The following is an 18,291-nucleotide window of genomic DNA, read 5'->3' as shown; positions in this document are numbered from 1 at the left end:
GGAAAGGTAAAAAATAACAAGGGTTAAGAGTAAGTCATTAAAAATAACAAAGGGCGTTAGCGGTTTGTAAGTTAGTTAACTAGCTTACAAACTAGCTAATAAATTAGAGGAGATAAAAGTAATGAAAAAGAGATTTCAGTTTAAAAGTATTCGTGCAAAAATTTTAGGGGGATTCGGGGTTACCATTGTACTAATGCTTATGTTAAGTTTTTACACAATCCATTCAATCAATAAAACAAATACTTCAATAAGAGGTATATTAGAAAAAGAGTTGGATCTGCTAATCGTTGATGAAAAACTTTCAACAAATATGAACAGACGTACAAGCCTTATAAGAGGATATATGCTATATGAGGATGATACCTATAGAGAGACATTTAATGATGAACTAGATGAAACGATTGCACTTGAAAATCAAGCCTTGGAATTAAGTGCTTCAGCCGAAGTAAAGGATTTAATGGCTAAAAAATTCGAGTGGGGTACGTTAACTGATGAAGCGTTAGCAGCATATGACGAAGGCGATAATGAAAAAGCCTACGAAATTATGATAGAACAAGCACAACCAATTGAAAAAGAATTGATTACAGGATTTTCAACATTAGCTAAAGAGCGCGAACAAATAATTAATGAAATTGGTCAAAAAGTGATTGAAAATGGCGAACAGGTTAGTACAATCAGTGTAGTTATTATGGTTTTAGTATCTTTATTGTCTATACTTGTTGCATATTTAACATCTAATAATATTACAAAGCCTTTAAATGTAGTAATGAAACGCTTGCAAAGCATTTCTGAAGGCGACCTTAGCTTGGAGCCATTAGAAATCACTGAAAAAGATGAAACTGGTAAATTAAGTGTGTCTATGAATAAAATGCAAAAAACAGTTAAAAGTGTTATGAAGGGAATTTCGCATGCATCTGAAGAGTTGAGCAGTCATAGTGAAGAGCTAACTCAATCTGCTAGTGAAGTGAAATCAGGTTCTGAGCAAGTAGCAATAACGATGCAAGAATTGGCAACTGGTTCCGAAACTCAAGCGACAACTGCAAGCAATTTGGCAGTCGTTATGGAAAATTTCACTAAAAAAGTCCAAAATACGAATAAAAACGGAGAAAAAATCAAAAATTCTTCACTAGGTGTGTTATCTATGACCAATGAAGGAAAGCAATACATGGAAGACACAAGCCAACAAATGGCAAAAATAGACGGAATTGTACAAGACGCTGTGAAAAAAATGGCGATTTTAGACAACCAAACGCAAGAAATCAATCATTTAGTAGTTATTATTCAAAAAATTGCTGATCAAACCAATTTATTGGCCTTGAATGCAGCAATAGAAGCTGCACGTGCTGGAGAACATGGTAGAGGATTTGCGGTGGTAGCAGATGAAGTCCGTAAATTGGCTGAACAAGTTGCTGTATCGATTGCAGATATTACTGGTTTTGTAGAAAAAATCCAAGTTGAGTCTAATAGAGTAAGTGATTCACTGCAATCAGGTTATGCTGAGGTAGAAGAAGGAACAAGTCAAATTGCTAAAACTGGTCAAACCTTTAATCAAATCAATACGTCAGTTACGGCAATGGTAGAAGATATCAAAGGGATTTCTGACAACTTAGAGAGTATTAAAGTTAACAGTGAAATCATGAACGGTTCAATTGAAGAAATTGCATCTGTTTCAGAAGAATCTGCTGCGGGTGTCGAACAAACATCTGCTGCTTCACAACAAATTACTAGTTCAATGGAGGAAGTTGCCGGAAGCTCTGAACAACTTTCAAACTTAGCAGAAAATCTAGCTGATATGGTTGGACGTTTCAAATTGTAAAAAATAAACAAAAAGACTTTAACGACTATCAAAAAAACCTCCCTCTTCAGCAGAAGAGGGAGGTTTTTTTGCCGTTTCATCTTCAAACAGAGTGAATATAAGAAAATACATTCTCACTTCTATTGTAAGGAATCATCAAAAATAGTAATGAATTTTTTGATAAAGAGTTGTGCTAGTCTATCCTTTTTTTTGAAGTGACTCTTTTGATTGAGAAAGGACTTCTTTAAATCGTTGTCTGAATTCTTTGCGGTTTTCATCGGTAAAAGGCTTAGGACCTTTTGTTCGTTTACCACTTTTTCGTACCATAGCGCTCAAATAGCGAGATTGCAACAATTGGTCAATATTTTCAGCTGTATACATGTAACCTGTATGATGAAGCACAATACAGCCTTTCCCTAAACCTAATGAAGCTAAGCCGTAATCTTGCGTAATCAGAATATCGCCTTTTTTTATTAATTTTATGATACGGTAATCTGCTGCTTCTGCTCCTGTATCAACGTACACGGTCTTTACCCCTGGAGGTTGTTCTTTTGTTGAAAAATGCGAAATGCTAGTCACAAGTGTAACAGGAATATCTTTCGCTAAGGATTCTTCAATAATAATCGTTTTAACTGGGCAGGCATCTGCATCGATATAAATCTGCAAGATTTCACCGACTTTCTAATCATTTTTATACTATTAGTATACCAGTTGTCGGCTTATATGTTTAGGAATACTTTGGAATACTGTATGATGGAGGCAAAGAGGAAAAGGAGTTGAGCAACATGACCAGTAATCTTTATTTATTTGATATCACAACAGAAAAGAAGCAAACCTTTCTCACTATCGACGACTATCTGCAACAGGCTTTATATAGAAGCGGTGTGAAAAATGGGATCATGCTGGTATTTTGTCCTCATACAACGGCTGGAATTACCATCAATGAAAATGCAGACCCAGATGTCAAAAAAGATCTCAGTTTAGGTTTAGATCAAACATTTCCTAATAAAGAAGAATATGTTCACATGGAAGGAAATTCAGATGGACACATGAAATCATCTTTAGTAGGAGCCAGTGAAACACTGATTATTTCAAAAGGACGGCTTATATTGGGAACGTGGCAAAGCCTTTATTTTTGTGAATTTGACGGCCCACGAGAACGACAATTCTTCGTAAAAATTATTGAAGGTTGAGAAAGAATAGAATTTTTTTAATAAATAGCTAAAAAAGATTGTATTAAAAATTTTAATAGTGTACAATTTAATTGTGCACAACCTATTTAGGAGGAACAAGAATGGATGGAAACAACTTTCTACTAGAAGAACAGTTATGTTTTTCTACTTATACTTTATCCAAACAGTTTACAAAACTTTATCGTCCGGTTTTAGAACCTTATTCTCTTACATACACGCAATACGTAGCTTTACTTGTGCTTTGGGAGGAATCTGATCTAAGCGTTCAATCATTAGGAACAAGACTTGGATTAGATAGTGGAACTTTAACACCGATGTTAAAGCGAATGGAGTCAAATGGATTCATTACTCGAAAGCGTCATCCGGAAGACGAAAGAAAAGTAATCATTGCGACTACCCAAAAAGCTGATAGTTTAAGGGATGAGTTACTTGAAAAGGTTTCTGCCTGCCTAGCCCTGTTAAATATGAATGAAAAAGATTATTTTGATTTATTGACAAAAATAGATGATTTATCAAAAACATTAGGAGGAATTTTAAATGACTGAATCAAAAGTAATGTATCAAACAACAGCAATCAATACAGGTGGACGTAATGGAGAAAGTCGTTTACCAGATGGTTCTTTTTCTGTAAAAGTTTCTACACCAAAACAAATGGGGGGACCTGGTCAAGGAACTAACCCTGAACAATTATTTGCTTTAGGATACAGTGCTTGTTTCAATTCAGCACTTGAAATTATGATTCAACAAGCTAAAATCGAAGCTAAATCTGAAGTTACAGCAGAAGTTTCATTAAAGTCAGATCCAACAGACAATGGATTCAAACTTTCTGTTGTGTTATCAGTTGCTATTGAAGGACAAACGCTTGAAGCAACACAAGAATTAGCTGAAAAAGCTCATGCTTTCTGTCCATATTCTAAAGCTACTAGCAACAATATTGATGTTGAAATAAAAGCAATTGAATTTAACTAAAACGGTTTAATTTAAAAACTAACTTGAAAATTCTGGTTTAGATACCGAATTTTTTCAAGTTAGTTTTTTTTCGTGCTATATAAGTTACTTTGGGACTAAAAAAGACACTTCTTTTTCTAAATTCGTAACAGTTTGTTTATGAATAATGTTTGAAAAACAGTCGCTCAATAAACGCGCATCTTTTTCATTGTGCAAAATAATTAAACAAGTATCAAAACTGGCAATCGTACCAACGATAGATGGCATTTTTAATTCATCAATTAAAGATGCAATAACATTAGGGTAATTGGGTGTAACCAGAATGATAACTAAAAATTGGACAGCGGTAACACTTCTTGCATAATGATGTAGCGCTTTTTCTAGTCTGTAATAAAGATTTTTTTCCTGATAAGCATCATGATAGAATGTATACTTTGTTGTCCTGTCTGTTTGAGTTACTTTGATTAAATTTAATTCTTTTATGTCTCTGGATAATGTGGCTTGCGTGGTTTGAAAGCCTTCGTTTTTCAAATGCTCCATCAATTCTTGTTGTGTAGCAATATCGTGGTTGAGGATTAGTTTTTTTATTGCAAATAATCGATCATTTTTCTTCATAATCAGCCTCTTTTCTAAAAAAAATTCATTCATAAAAAGTGTATAAACGAAAGTCATATACAGTATAAAGATTCGTTGTGGAATGAATATTCCATAATTAGAATATATATGAAAAAGTCGTGAAATAATGTGATGAAATCGACATTTCTAGTGCGGATTTCAAACTTTCATAAAAATAATGTAAACGTTATCATGATTATATAATAAATAGAAGCTTTAAGAAAGGAAGGAAAAAGAAATGACGACACCCATTCACGTAATGTCCGAAATTGGAAAATTGAAAACAGTATTATTGAAAAGACCAGGTAAAGAAGTCGAAAATTTAACGCCAGAGATTATGGAGCGTTTATTATTTGATGATATTCCGCATTTGCCAGTTATTCAAAAAGAACACGATGCATTTGCTCAAGCTTTAATAGATCACGGGGTAGAAGTATTGTATTTAGAAAAGTTAACTGCAGAAGCGATAGATGCAGCAAACGGGAGAGAGAAATTTGTTGAACGTATTTTAGATGAGTCGAAACTTGAAACGGAAGGGGTTAGAGAGGGACTAAAAAAATATTTGCTAGGTTTCGATACACAAGAAATGGTAGATGTCATTATGGCTGGTGTCCGTAAAAAAGATGTCAGTATTGAAAGCCATCATTTAGCAGATATTTCTAGTGAAGAAGTCTATCCATTTTTCATGGATCCTATGCCTAACCTTTACTTTACAAGAGACCCAGCTGCAGCAATTGGAAAAGGACTAACTATCAATCATATGGCTTTTGAAGCTCGTAACAGAGAGTCGCTCTTTATTGAAGTGATTATAAAACACCATCCCAGATTCGCTGGTCAAGGTGTAGAAGTATGGCGTGACCGGAATCATACATCTCGCATTGAAGGAGGAGATGAGTTAGTTTTAAACGATAAAGTATTGGCTATTGGTATCTCACAACGAACATCAGCTAAAGCGATTGAACAACTTGCAACTGAATTGTTTGATCGAAACTCTAATTTTGAGAAAGTTTTGGCAATCAAAATACCAAATGTCCGCGCTATGATGCATTTAGATACGGTGTTTACAATGGTTGATTACGATAAATTTACTATTCATCCAGGGATTCAAAAAAATGGTGGTGAAGTAGATACGTACATTTTGGAAAAGGGCGAAGAAGCTGGAACTATCAAAATGACTCACCGTTCTGATTTGCAAGAAATTTTACGTGAAGCACTGAATGTACCGAAGTTGACATTGATTCCTTGCGGTGGTGGAGATGCGATTGCGGCACCTCGTGAGCAATGGAATGACGGATCCAATACACTAGCTATTGCACCTGGAGTAGTTGTCACTTATGACCGCAATTATGTTTCTAACGCGTTATTAAGAAGTCACGGCATTGAGGTTATTGAAATTGCTTCAAGTGAATTATCTAGAGGTCGTGGCGGTCCTCGTTGTATGAGTATGCCTTTAGTTCGTGAGGATCTACCTATCAGATAAACCTAATTTCACAACCAATTAATAAGTATATGGAGGAATAAGTAATGACAAAACAAGTATTTCAAGGACGCAGTTTATTAGCTGAAAAAGATTTTACAAAAGAAGAATTGATGTATTTAATCGACCTATCTGCACATTTAAAAGATTTGAAAAAAAGAGGTATTCCACACCACTATTTAGAAGGGAAAAATATCGCTTTATTATTTGAAAAAGCTTCTACTCGTACGCGGGCTGCGTTTACTACAGCAGCTATTGATTTAGGTGCACATCCTGAGTACCTTGGGAAAAATGATATTCAATTAGGTAAAAAAGAATCTGTTGAAGATACAGCTCGAGTACTCGGAAGTATGTTCGATGGAATTGAATTTCGTGGATTCAAACAAAGTACTGTAGAACAATTAGCTGAGTTTTCAGGAGTCCCTGTATGGAATGGGTTAACGGATGAATGGCATCCAACGCAAATGATCGCAGACTTTTTGACGGTTAAAGAAAACTTTGGACACCTTGAAGGGCTTACGTTAGCCTATGTTGGAGATGGCCGTAACAATGTAGCAAACAGCTTGCTAGTCACAGGCGCAATTTTAGGAGTAAACATTCGAATCGTGTCTCCTGAATCATTATTCCCAGAAAAAGAATTAGTGGATATGGCTCAATCTTTTGCGAAACAATCTGGTAGCAAATTGATAATCACAAAAGATGTTGCAGAAGGTGTTAAAGGCGCAGACGTGTTATATACCGATGTCTGGGTATCTATGGGAGAAGAAGATAAGTTTGCAGAACGGATCGAGTTATTGACGCCTTATCAGTTAAATATGGAGATGGTTCGTGCTACTGGAAAAGAGGACATGATTATTTTACACTGTCTACCAGCCTTTCATGATACCAATACCGACTATGGAAGAGACGTAAAAGCAAAACACCATATTGATGCGATGGAAATTACGGATGAAGCATTTAGAAGTAAACATGCACGACAATTTGAACAAGCTGAAAACCGCATGCACTCTATAAAAGCGATTATGGCTGCAACGTTAGGTAATTTATTTATTCCCAAAGTTTAAGAATGAAAAATTAATTGAATATAAAGTATGAGGAGACAAGCTTCTCATACTTTATTTCATAAAATTAACTGAACCCGTAACGTTAATAAAAAGGAGGAGGAAAAATAATGGAAGAGAAAAAATTAGGCATAACGCCTTTAGTTGCCCTTGTTGTAGGGTCAATTATTGGTGGTGGAATTTTCAACCTCATGTCCGACATGGCCGTCGAAGCTTCTGTAGGTCCAGTTATTATCGGTTGGGTCATTGCCGGTGTAGGTATGGGATTTTTAGCTTTCTGTTTTCAAAATTTGTCTGCTAAGCGCCCTGACTTGGATGCCGGAATATATAGTTATGCTAAAGAAGGCTTTGGAAAATATATGGGGTTCAATTCTGCTTGGGGTTATTGGTTGTCAGCTTTCTTAGGAAATGTGGCTTATGGAACATTGCTGTTTAGTTCCATTGGGTACTTTTTCCCTATTTTTGGAGATGGTCAAAACTTAGCTTCAGTTATTGGAGCATCGGTCATGCTTTGGTTGGTTCATGCCCTTATATTAAAAGGAGTCCAAACAGCTTCATTTATCAATACGATTGTTACAGCAGCTAAATTGATTCCTTTGGCAATTTTTTTCGTTGCGATGTTCGTTGCTTTTAAACTAGATATATTTACCGCTGACTTCTGGGGAACCATTTCAGGCGAGTTCTCTTTTAAAGAAGTGATGGATCAAGTTCAAGGAACGATGCTTGTAACGGTCTGGGTGTTTATTGGTATTGAAGGAGCAGTTGTATTCTCTGGACGTGCCAATAGAAAATCTGACGTTGGAAAAGCAACGATTATCGGATTGGTAACTGTCATTGCGATTTATTTATTGACGACTATCCTATCAATGGCCGTTTTAACGAGACCAGAATTAGCTGATTTGCCTCAACCTGCAATGGCTTATTTATTAGAAAGCGTGGTAGGTAAGTGGGGTGCAGTATTAATCAATATTGGTGTAATCATTTCTGTTTCAGGTGCTTGGCTTGCTTGGACTATGTTTGCGGCAGAATTGCCTTATCAAGCGGCTAAACAAGGGGCTTTTCCTAAGTTCTTTTCTAAAGAAAATAAAAATGGAGCGCCAGTCAATTCATTGTTATTTACGAATATATTGATTCAATTATTCTTATTTACTTTTTTAATCAGTTCCAGAGCTTACAATTTCGCTTTTTCATTGGCTTCATCAGCCATTTTAATTCCTTATGCATTTACAGCATTTTATCAATTGAAACTGTCGCTAATGGAAACAAGTGACACAAAACGCCGTAATCAAAATATTTTTATTGGAATAATAGCTAGTATTTATGCTGTTTGGTTGATTTATGCAGGTGGAGTGGATTATTTACTGCTAACAATGTTGTTGTACGCACCAGGAATCATTATTTATGCTTGGGTACAAAAAGAAAATAAAGAAAAACTATTTACTAAAAGCGAATGGATTGCGGCTGCGGTCGTAGTGGTTCTCTTTTTGATAGCTATCTTTCAAATAGCAAATGGTTCAATTGATATCAGTAATATGTAAAGGGACGTGACAGATATGAAAAAAAGAAAAATTGTGGTAGCTTTAGGTGGAAATGCTATATTATCAAATGATGCTAGCGCTAAAGCTCAGCAGCAGGCACTTGCAGAAACAGCAGAATATTTGGTCAAATTTATTGAAAATGGGGATGATTTAGTCATTTCTCATGGTAACGGACCGCAAGTGGGAAACTTACTATTACAACAAAATGCGGCAAATAGTTCGAAAAATCCAGCCATGCCATTAGATACTTGTGTAGCCATGACTCAAGGAAGCATTGGTTATTGGATGCAAAATGCACTTTCACACGCATTAGAAAAAAGAAATCTAACGAAACAAGTCGTTTCGTTGATCACTCAAGTCGTCGTTGATGAAGCAGATTCAGCTTTTAAAAGCCCAAGTAAACCCATTGGACCATTTCTAACTGAAGTCGAAGCTAAAGCAGAAATGGAAAAAGCTGACGTTATCTTTAAAGAAGACGCTGGAAGAGGCTGGCGTAAAGTCGTTCCTTCTCCAAAACCAATCAGCATAAAAGAACATGTTGTGATCAATCAATTAGTTGAAAATGGGGTCATTCCCATTACGGTTGGCGGTGGAGGTATTCCAGTCATCAAAAAAGACAATGAGCTAAGAGGAGTAGAAGCTGTCATCGATAAAGATTTTGCTTCACAAAAATTAGCAGAATTAATCCAAGCCGATTTATTGGTTATTTTAACTGGCGTAGATAACGTATACGTCAATTTCAATAAACCGAATCAGCAACAGTTAAGCGAAGTATCTATTGAAGAAATGAAAGGTTATATCGCTGAAAATCAATTTGCCGCAGGAAGTATGTTGCCAAAAGTAGAGGCAGCAATTGCTTTTGTTGAAAATTCAAAAGATGGAAAAGCAATCATTACTTCTTTAGAAAATATCGAATTCGTTTTAACTCAAGGAGCCGGTACAATTATTACAAAGTGATGTAAGCGTTATTAGGAATGCCACATAATAAAGCAAGAAAGCCCGTTATTATGATGGGTTTTTTTGCTTTTATGTTATAATTGAATTGTGAATAAATTATCTTGGATGATTTTTCAATGGATGAGATGATTAGAATGAATAGGAATCTTAAATTGAGGAGTGTTTTGATGACAACTATTCAAAAAAAGATGACCAATCTATACGAGCTTCGTTACAAGCCTGTCTTTTCAGAATTTACTGATCCAGAGTTTAATCACCTCCGAAAAAATATGTATTTGCGCAAGTATAAAAAAGGGCAAGTTTTATTTGATGAAGGGGATATCCGTGAAAAAATATTTTATTTAGTCAGTGGATTGGTTAAACTTGAAAAATATGATGAAAGTGCTTTTTACACCTATACAGATTATGTAAAAAAAGAAACCTTATTCCCATATGGTGGGATGTTCTCCGATGAAACTTATCATTATTCTGCATACGCTGTTACAGATATTGAGTTGTACTATATTCCAACGATTCTTTTTGAAAAACTGATAACCGATAATCCTAAACAAATGATTTACTTCTATCATAAATTATCTAAAATTCTTGAAAGTCATGAAAAAAGAGTGCAATATATAGTCGTTTCAAATGCGACGAATCGGATTATTAAAACGCTGAATTATTTAATGAAAGAGTTAGGCGACTATACAAATCCAACAATGGTTAAAATACCTTATCCTATTACCATTAATGAAGTAGCAGACATGAGTGGCTGTTCAAGAGAAACAGTAGGAAATACTATCAAGAAATTAAAGGAAATGGATAAGTTAGAGTACGAACGTAAATTATTTGTCTTTAAAGATTTGATTTATTTCAACGCTTATACCGAATGAGTACAGTCAAAAAGTTTTTATGGAAGGATTTTCTTCTATAAAAACTTTTTGTTTTGGAAATATCAAAAAAGCTCTTCATTCAATAGTGTTGCTGCTACAAACAATCTTATTCTTCCAGAAATGGTGTGATCAACTAAATTCATCTATCCACACTAAAACGTATAGAGCCGTTAAAAATAGATACTCGTCTAGTACTCCAAAAAATTCTGTGGTATTATTAGGATTAAGAAAACCTTTTCTTTGCTTAAAACAAAGGATTAGTAGGAGGAAAAATGAATGATGTATGGCGCAATTGAAGCAGGCGGAACAAAATTTGTTTGTGCAGTCAGCGATATGCAATTAGAGATAAAAGAACGTGTAAGTATCCCAACAACAACACCTGAAGAAACGCTCAAACAAGTCTTTGATTTCTTTGATCAGTATTCGTTAAACTCTATTGGAATAGGTTCGTTTGGCCCAATTGATGTAAATGAAAAATCAGCTACATATGGGTACGTGACATCAACTCCTAAAACAGCTTGGAAGAATTTTGATTTTTTAGGAACAGTTAAACAAAGATATAACGTTCCGGTGTCTTGGACGACAGATGTAAATGCAGCTGCATATGGGGAACTTAAAAAAGGTAGTGCGCGTGGGACTGAAAGTTGTCTCTATTTAACGGTTGGAACTGGTATTGGCGGCGGCGCTGTCGTTGACGGAAAAGTATTGAGTGGTTTTGGTCACCCGGAGATGGGACATCTTTTGGTTAGTATGCATCCTGATGATGATTTTGAAGGCGTCTGTCCATATCACGGGAATTGTTTAGAAGGTGTCGCTGCAGGTCCTGCCATTGAAAAACGTTATGGGAAAAAAGGGCACGATTTGGCAGACGATAAAAAGGTTTGGGAAATAGAAGCTTTCTATTTAGCACAAGCTTTAGTAAATTATACATTGATTCTTAGCCCAGAAAAAATTATCTTGGGTGGAGGCGTTATGAAACAAGCACAATTACTTCCTTTAATTAAAAAAGAATTTACCCAACTAATGGCTGACTATGTCAGTACTCCTGCTTTAGATGAGTACATCGTAACACCTGAACTGGAAGATAATGCAGGTATTACGGGTTGTCTATTAATGGCTATTGAAGAAAATAAATAGATTGTTCAAAGAAATGTAAGGTGATAAGATGGTGACCATAAAGGATATCGCTCAACAAGCTGGAGTAGCTAAAAGTACCGTTTCTAGGTATCTGAATGGCGGATCTGTGAGTAAAAAAACGAAAGCCAAATTAGATGTTATTGTAAAAGAAACAGGTTATGCACCTAATACTTTTGCCCAGAGCTTAAAAGCGAAAAAAACAAATATGATTGGTACCATCATTCCTCGCTTAGATTCATTCGCAACGAATGCTATTTTAGCAAGCATTGACGAAGAATTAAGAAATAAGCAGTATCAATTAATTATTACAAATACGAATCAAAGTGTTGAACGAGAAGTTGAGAACATTTACACATTGGCAAAACAGAAAGTTGACGGGATTATTCTTTTAGCCACAATTGTAACCCCGGCTCATCGTAAAGCAATAGCAGAAGTTGAAATCCCTGTTTTACTTTTGGGTCAATCGGCAGAAGGCTTACATACGATAGTTCATCAAGAGTATGAAGCTGGGCTTAAGATGGGAAGTTATGCAACAGATTTAGGTCATAATAATTTCTTGGTTTTTATGGTTTCTAAAGAAGATCATGCAGTCGGAAAACTGAGATCAAAAGGTGTCATGGATGCTTTACAAAAAAGCACTAGCACGTCTATTGAAATTATTGAAACCAATTTTTCTTTTTCAAAGGCGTATGAAAAAGCGATGAATGTATTACCTAAAACTTCTGCGACATATATTCTTTGTGCTACTGATAATATTGCTTTAGCTGTTATGAAGGCAGCACATACATTAGGACTAAGTATCCCAAATGATTTCTCTTTATCAGGATTTGGGGGATATGAAGTCACGTCGATCGTTACACCATCTATAACGACAGTCGAATATCCTTATAAAAAATTGGGTACTCTCTCGGTAGCTAACATGATTGGATTAATCGAAGGAAGAAAGACCATAGATAATTTGGAATTACCCAACAAGCTAATCAAAAGAGAATCAACTATGCCAGTTGAAAAAAACACTTCTAAATAATAGAAGTGTTTTTTTTATGTATTAGTAGACACAGTAAAAAAAATAAGGTAAACTAAAAAAAAGAAACCGGTTCCAAAAATGAAAAGGAGGAAAAAGCATGTCAGATAATAAAGAAATAGCCAAACAAGTCATTGCTGCTGTTGGTGGAAAAGAGAATATCAATTCGGTGGCTCATTGTGCAACAAGATTACGTATCATGGTTAAGGATCAAAGTAAGGTAAATAAGGAAGAAGTAGAAAATATTGATAAAGTCAAAGGTGCATTTTATAATTCTGGACAATTCCAAATCATTTTTGGAACCGGTACCGTAAATAAGATTTTTGAAGAAGTTGTAAGTTTAGGTGCAGCTGAAGGATCAACTGGTGAGATGAAAGAAGAGTCTAATCAACAAGGAAATGTGTTCCAACGAATGATTCGTACGTTTGGGGATATATTTGTCCCAATTATTCCTGTGTTAGTTGCTACAGGGTTGTTTATGGGATTACGTGGTCTATTGACACAAGAACAAGTTTTAGCAGTTTTTGGAATGGTTCCAACGGATATCAGCTCTAATTTCTTATTATATACTGAAGTATTAACAGATACAGCATTTGCCTTTTTACCTGCACTTGTAGCTTGGTCATCCTTTAAAGTATTTGGTGGCTCGCCAGTCATTGGGATTGTTTTAGGGTTGATGCTCGTTAATCCTGCATTGCCAAATGCTTATGAAGTAGCAGGCGGAACAGTAGATCCAATCACTATGTTTGGTTTTATTCCCGTAGTCGGCTATCAAGGAACGGTATTGCCTGCTTTTATTGCAGGTTTTGTCGGAGCGAAATTGGAAAGATGGATTCGTAAATACGTACCTGAGACACTTGATTTATTGGTTACACCATTCATGACACTATTAATCATGAGTATCTTGTCATTATTTATCATCGGACCAATTTTTCACTCTTTAGAAGAAGTAATTTTAAATGCAACGATTTGGGTATTAGCTTTACCGTTTGGTTTAGCCGGTTTAATTCTAGGTGCCGTGAACCAATTGATTGTGGTAACTGGAATTCATCATCTCTTCAACTTTATGGAGATACAATTATTAGCTAATACAGGTGTTAATCCCTACAATGGGATCATTACAGCGAGTGTAGCTGCACAAGGTGGAGCAGCATTAGCAGTTGGAATGAAAACGAAATCTAAGAAATTAAAAGCGCTGGCTTATCCCTCTACACTTGCAGCCTTTTTAGGCATTACTGAACCAGCTGTATTTGGTGTAAACTTGCGTTATATTAAACCTTTTATTTTTGGTTTAGTTGGTGGTGGAGTTGGTGGTTTTTTTGCTAGCTTAGTTGGATTAGAAGCAACTGGAATGTCACTTACGGTTATACCAGGAATATTACTTTATTTAAATGGTCAAATTTTGTTGTATATTTTAACAAATATCATTGCTATCGGTGTAGCATTTGTATTAACTTATCTATTTGGATACAGCGATAAAATGAGACAAGAATTAGAAGGATGAAAGGACGTTTAGATAGATGGGACAAACGGATGAAATAAATGATTACAAGTTAGGATATCATGTTACACCGCCTAAAGGACTGTTAAACGATCCAAATGGACTAGTTCACTTTAAAGGTGTTTATCATGTATTCTTTCAATGGAACCAGACGGATACTACACATCAATCAAAAAGCTGGGGTCATGTAACGACTAAAGATTTCATCCAATGGAAATCTTATAAACCAGCATTAGAGCCTACTGATTGGTACGATAAAGACGGATGTTATTCTGGAAGTGCTGTTGTTTTTAACGAAGAAATTTATTTATTCTACACAGGAAACGTCCGAGGAGAAAATGGCGAACGTTTTAGCTACCAATGTTTGGCTGTATCAAAAGATGGCAACTATTTTGAGAAAAAAGGCCCTGTTTTAGAACACCCTATAAAAGGATATACAGCACATGTAAGAGATCCAAAAGTTTGGCAAGGTAAAGCTGGCAAATGGTGGATGGTATTAGGAGCACAAAAAGAAAATTTAGTAGGTGATGCCTTAATCTATCAATCAAACAACTTAGTAAACTGGACATTGGTTGGTCCATTGCTTGATGAGCCCTTATCATTAGGGTATATGTGGGAATGCCCTGATATCTTAAGGTTTGCGGATACAGATATCTTTTCCTTTTCACCGCAAGGCTTAGAAGTTGAAGGAGAAAAATACCGTAATATTTATCAAAGTGGCTATTTTACAGGTCATTTTACAGAAAATGGTGTCTTTAAAAAAAATGCTCAAGACTTTAAAGAACTGGATCATGGTTTTGAGTTTTATGCTCCTCAGACTTTTGTGGATGATGTTGGACGTACAATTCTATACGGGTGGGTAGGTGTGATGGATCCTAAAGTTGAAGCAGCGGTACCTACTAGAAAGCAAGGTTGGCTACATGCGTTAACAATTCCTAGAGAGGTGCATTACGAAAGTGAAAAACTTACTCAGTACCCACTTTCTGATATAGCGAATTTAAGAGAAACAAGTCCTATAATCATTAAAAGTAGTCAAAGTGAAGTTATTAAATTGTCGTCGTTACAACAAGATATTCTGATTGAATGGGGTTCAGTAGCTACAGACTTTGTGATAAATTTAAGAAACGAAATTGAAATCTTGTACCAATCCAAAACTAGAAAACTTTCTATAATACGGACGAACTGGAAGACAAATATGAGAGAGGAAAGAGCGACGTTTTTAACACGTGAATTGACAGAATTACGATTGTTAGTCGAAAGTTCATTGTTAGAATTATTTTTGAACCATGGGGAAGAAGTTTTCACTTTAAGATATTTTGTAGACGAAACAGACTATCTGTTTAGTTTCAAAAACTTAGGTGAACCTATGGAAAAAAGAATGATGCTTTATACTCTACGTTCATTTGAAATTGAAGAATAAAATAAATACAGCTAAAGAAGAAATCTACCAGAGTAAATTGGCTCTGGTAGATTTCTTTTAGGTTAAAGTGCTTTATTATTTATTTAACAAGAATTCAGTTACAATAACATAGTGATGGATAAAGGGGGAAGACAGAATGGTAATATACAAGCGTCTGCCTAAACATATAGGTATTGCAATGGTACCAAGATCAAGATGTTACATTAGGTGGGTAATTGATTAAGTAAGTTGAATCCCCTATTTATGAGGGTTCAACTTACTTTTTTAGTTTAAAAGCAAGTGATTTAATAGTCCAGATTCGATAGTAGGCACAACGGTTATGGAAAACGATTACATCAATTGGGTTTAAATCCAATTGATGTAGATTGATGAAACAACTATAGTTAAATTAAGAAAAGGAGGAACTCTTTTGTTTGATGAGAGGGCTTACAAATTATTCGAAGAAATAACGACCCATAATAAGATGAGTAAATTTGAAGTTATGAGAGAATTGAACCTATCTGAAAGACAACTTCAATATGATTTAGATAAAGTTAACGATACATTGCAAATGATGGATTTACCAATGATTAAGATTAATAAGGATAACTTTTTTATAGATCCAAGTTTAAAAAAACGCATCCAAATAGGGTTACCATTAGACTTTAATACAAAACAGTTCGTTATAGCTGAAGATACACGGAGTCTGTTAATTTATCTATACACCTATATAAGAACGGAACCAGTATCAAATTATCATTATCAATTATTGCTAGGCGTAAGTAAAAATACAGCTTTGACTGATGTGAAAAAAACAAAATTAAATTGTGAGAAGTGGAATATCAGCCTAGTATATTCAAGAAAGGAGGGGTACTACTTAACAGGAAGTGAGAATGATAAATGGAAATTTGCTTCTTATTGTATTGATTACCTATTAACACAGCCTCTTGGAAAAGAACTAATAAACTTAATTTTAAAAGCATGGCGAAAAGAAAATCAACTTACACATGTTCAACAGTTGGTTGAAGAAGCATTAATAAGAACTAATTTAAAGCTAGTAAAAAGTAGAAAAATAGAAATGCTCATGCACATTCTTTTTGTTAAGTTAAGGAATAAAACTGATAAGCTTAATTATACGGAATTTGAAAAGCAATTGTTAGAAAGACAACTACTGTTTAAAAAAGGGAAACAATTAGCTGATAGTTTGTTTAATGAAAAAGCTATAAATGGTTCGTATTTTCTTACTGTTCAATTATTGATAACTCAACAAGAGATTGAGGATAAAGAGAACCCTTTTCTTGAAGAATTAGCTGAACAAATTATTGAAGAATTTGAAAAGAGTACATTATTGCCTTTAAAAAATAAACCGCAATTAAAAAACAGTTTGTATAATCATTTGGTTCCAGCTTTTTTTAGAATTACATTTGAAATTCCACTAGTTAATCCAATGATAAAAAGAATAAAGACTGAATATGCTGATTTGTTTGGATTTGTAAAAAGAGCATTGGAACCTTTATCTGCTTTGACAGGGAAAACGATTAGTGAAACTGAAATAAGTTTTTTCACCTTACATTTTGGCGGTTACCTAGAAAGAAATGAAGAAAAAGAACCAGAAAAAATAAACGCCTTAGTTGTTTGCTCGAATGGTGTCAGCACTTCAATTATGCTCCGTTCACAGTTACAAGATATGTTTCCAAGTATTCGGTTTTCTCGTGTTCATGCGATTGAGCAAATTTATCACATTCCAATTACGGAATATGATTTGATTTTTTCAACAGTAGAGGTTATTTCAATTAAACCAGTATATCGAGTTAAGCCATTATTAACGGATATTGAAAAAAATTATTTGATTCAATCTGTAGCTACTCAGTTTCCAAGATTAAATTTGAGAAATATTTCTATTGATCAATTAATGAAAATTATCCATAAATATACAGAAGTAAAAGATGAGGATAAGATGTTATCAGAACTGGTGAATCTTATCCATTCAAAAGAAATAGAAAAGGGGAGTTATAAGCCAATGCTTTCAGAATTATTAACTAAAGATATGATTCAATTTACAAATGAAGAAATGGATTGGAAAAAAGCAATAGCTAAAGCGGCTCAACCTTTAGTTGAATCTAATAAAGTTCAATCAGGGTATGTGGATGCTATGATAAAAAATGTAGAAGAAATTGGAACTTATATCCATATAGGTAAAGGAATAGCTATTCCACATGCAAGACCTGAAGCGGGAGTAAATAGTTTAGGTATTTCATTTCTAAGAACAACTACTCCAGTATTATTGTTAGATAAAGAAGAACATAAAATTGATATTTTTATTTGTTTAGCAGCGATTGATAACCAGGCGCATTTGAAAGCGTTAGCACAAATAACAAAGCTTTTAAGCAATGATACAACATTAAATGCGATTAAAGAGTCAAAAACAGCAGAAGAAATAATTAGTATTATAAAAAAAGGAGAAGATGAATAATGAAAATTTTAGCAGTTTGTGGACAAGGTTTAGGGACAAGTTTTATGGTGGAAATGAATATCAATCAAGTATTGGGTGAATTAGGAGTAACGGATGTAGAGGTTTCGCATTCTGACTTAAGTTCTGCACAACCAGGAGATGCAGATGTCTTTTTCTTAGCTAAAGATATTGCAGAAGGTGGGGAACAGTTAGGTAATGTAGTGATTCTAGACAGTATCATTGATATTGATGAGTTGAGAGTGAAAGTAAAAAAAGTACTTGAAGAAAAAGGGATGCTATAGAATTAGTTACAATAAAAAAT

The 18,291-nt window shown here is 34.7% G+C and carries 16 protein-coding genes and 1 pseudogene; 15 read left to right on the top strand and 2 right to left on the bottom strand.

Annotated elements, in window-relative coordinates; translation table 11 throughout:
• Positions 1–121: 121 nt before the first annotated feature.
• Positions 122–1,816 carry a methyl-accepting chemotaxis protein gene (locus BP18_RS08665; protein ID WP_029277908.1) on the top strand — a complete coding sequence of 565 codons (1,695 nt, stop codon included), beginning with the start codon at positions 122–124 and terminating at the stop codon, positions 1,814–1,816.
• Positions 1,817–1,993: 177 nt separating this feature from the next.
• Here the strand turns inward: BP18_RS08665 and BP18_RS08660 are convergent, their stop codons facing one another.
• A complete protein-coding gene (locus tag BP18_RS08660; protein ID WP_029277910.1) occupies positions 1,994–2,461 on the bottom strand; it encodes a YaiI/YqxD family protein in 468 nt (155 codons plus the stop codon).
• A 119-nt stretch (positions 2,462–2,580) separates the two neighbouring features.
• Between BP18_RS08660 and BP18_RS08655 the strand changes: the two genes are divergently transcribed.
• The 3 genes from BP18_RS08655 (at position 2,581) to BP18_RS08645 (ending at position 3,957) form a co-directional block, all read left to right on the top strand.
• A complete protein-coding gene (locus BP18_RS08655) occupies positions 2,581–2,988 on the top strand; it encodes a secondary thiamine-phosphate synthase enzyme YjbQ (RefSeq protein ID WP_007721108.1) in 408 nt (135 codons plus the stop codon).
• A gap of 101 nt (positions 2,989–3,089) precedes the next feature.
• Positions 3,090–3,533, top strand: coding sequence for a MarR family winged helix-turn-helix transcriptional regulator (locus tag BP18_RS08650; RefSeq protein WP_029277912.1), 444 nt, complete (start codon positions 3,090–3,092; stop codon positions 3,531–3,533).
• A complete protein-coding gene (locus tag BP18_RS08645) occupies positions 3,526–3,957 on the top strand; it encodes an organic hydroperoxide resistance protein (protein WP_029277914.1) in 432 nt (143 codons plus the stop codon). Before BP18_RS08650 ends, BP18_RS08645 begins: the two co-directional genes overlap by 8 nt.
• An 84-nt stretch (positions 3,958–4,041) precedes the next feature.
• Here BP18_RS08645 and BP18_RS08640 read toward each other — a convergent pair whose 3' ends face one another.
• Positions 4,042–4,551 (bottom strand): arginine repressor, encoded by a 510-nt coding sequence (locus tag BP18_RS08640; RefSeq protein ID WP_035050591.1) that lies wholly within the window; start codon positions 4,549–4,551, stop codon positions 4,042–4,044.
• Positions 4,552–4,789: 238 nt separating this feature from the next.
• Here BP18_RS08640 and arcA point away from each other — a divergent pair, with 238 nt between their 5' ends.
• The 11 genes and pseudogenes from arcA to BP18_RS08585 all read left to right on the top strand — a co-directional run bounded on the left by arcA (position 4,790) and on the right by BP18_RS08585 (position 18,271).
• Positions 4,790–6,031: an arginine deiminase gene (gene arcA, locus BP18_RS08635; protein WP_007721100.1), complete on the top strand. Its 1,242-nt coding sequence runs from the start codon at positions 4,790–4,792 to the stop codon at positions 6,029–6,031.
• 44 nt (positions 6,032–6,075) lie between these two features.
• A complete protein-coding gene (argF, locus tag BP18_RS08630) occupies positions 6,076–7,092 on the top strand; it encodes an ornithine carbamoyltransferase (protein WP_007721098.1) in 1,017 nt (338 codons plus the stop codon).
• A gap of 107 nt (positions 7,093–7,199) precedes the next feature.
• Positions 7,200–8,627 (top strand): arginine-ornithine antiporter, encoded by a 1,428-nt coding sequence (gene arcD, locus BP18_RS08625; RefSeq protein WP_007721095.1) that lies wholly within the window; start codon positions 7,200–7,202, stop codon positions 8,625–8,627.
• A gap of 15 nt (positions 8,628–8,642) precedes the next feature.
• On the top strand, positions 8,643–9,584 hold the full coding sequence (gene arcC / locus BP18_RS08620; RefSeq protein WP_007721093.1) for a carbamate kinase: 942 nt from the start codon (positions 8,643–8,645) through the stop codon (positions 9,582–9,584).
• Between the two features lie 167 nt (positions 9,585–9,751).
• Positions 9,752–10,456, top strand: a complete 705-nt coding sequence (locus BP18_RS08615) for a Crp/Fnr family transcriptional regulator (RefSeq protein ID WP_051669256.1) — start codon at positions 9,752–9,754, stop codon at positions 10,454–10,456.
• 276 nt (positions 10,457–10,732) lie between these two features.
• Positions 10,733–11,593: an ROK family protein gene (locus BP18_RS08610; RefSeq protein WP_007721088.1), complete on the top strand. Its 861-nt coding sequence runs from the start codon at positions 10,733–10,735 to the stop codon at positions 11,591–11,593.
• A gap of 28 nt (positions 11,594–11,621) precedes the next feature.
• Complete coding sequence (locus BP18_RS08605; protein ID WP_029276742.1) at positions 11,622–12,620, top strand: LacI family DNA-binding transcriptional regulator; 999 nt, start codon at positions 11,622–11,624, stop codon at positions 12,618–12,620.
• Positions 12,621–12,717: 97 nt separating this feature from the next.
• Positions 12,718–14,097, top strand: a pseudogene (locus BP18_RS08600) (sucrose-specific PTS transporter subunit IIBC); the annotation flags it as partial.
• Between the two features lie 40 nt (positions 14,098–14,137).
• Positions 14,138–15,538, top strand: a complete 1,401-nt coding sequence (locus BP18_RS08595; protein ID WP_007721085.1) for a glycoside hydrolase family 32 protein — start codon at positions 14,138–14,140, stop codon at positions 15,536–15,538.
• 409 nt (positions 15,539–15,947) lie between these two features.
• Positions 15,948–17,990, top strand: a complete 2,043-nt coding sequence (locus BP18_RS08590; protein ID WP_007721084.1) for a BglG family transcription antiterminator — start codon at positions 15,948–15,950, stop codon at positions 17,988–17,990.
• Positions 17,990–18,271 carry a PTS sugar transporter subunit IIB gene (locus BP18_RS08585; protein WP_007721083.1) on the top strand — a complete coding sequence of 94 codons (282 nt, stop codon included), beginning with the start codon at positions 17,990–17,992 and terminating at the stop codon, positions 18,269–18,271. Before BP18_RS08590 ends, BP18_RS08585 begins: the two co-directional genes overlap by 1 nt.
• The last annotated feature ends 20 nt before the right edge of the window (positions 18,272–18,291 follow it).

It is taken from the genome of Carnobacterium jeotgali MS3, from assembly GCF_000745125.1.
In the GTDB taxonomy this organism is placed as follows: Bacteria; Bacillota; Bacilli; order Lactobacillales; family Carnobacteriaceae; genus Carnobacterium_B; species Carnobacterium_B jeotgali.
The sequence above is the reverse complement of the archived record's forward strand: the minus strand, read 5'-3'. Positions and strand labels throughout refer to the sequence as shown.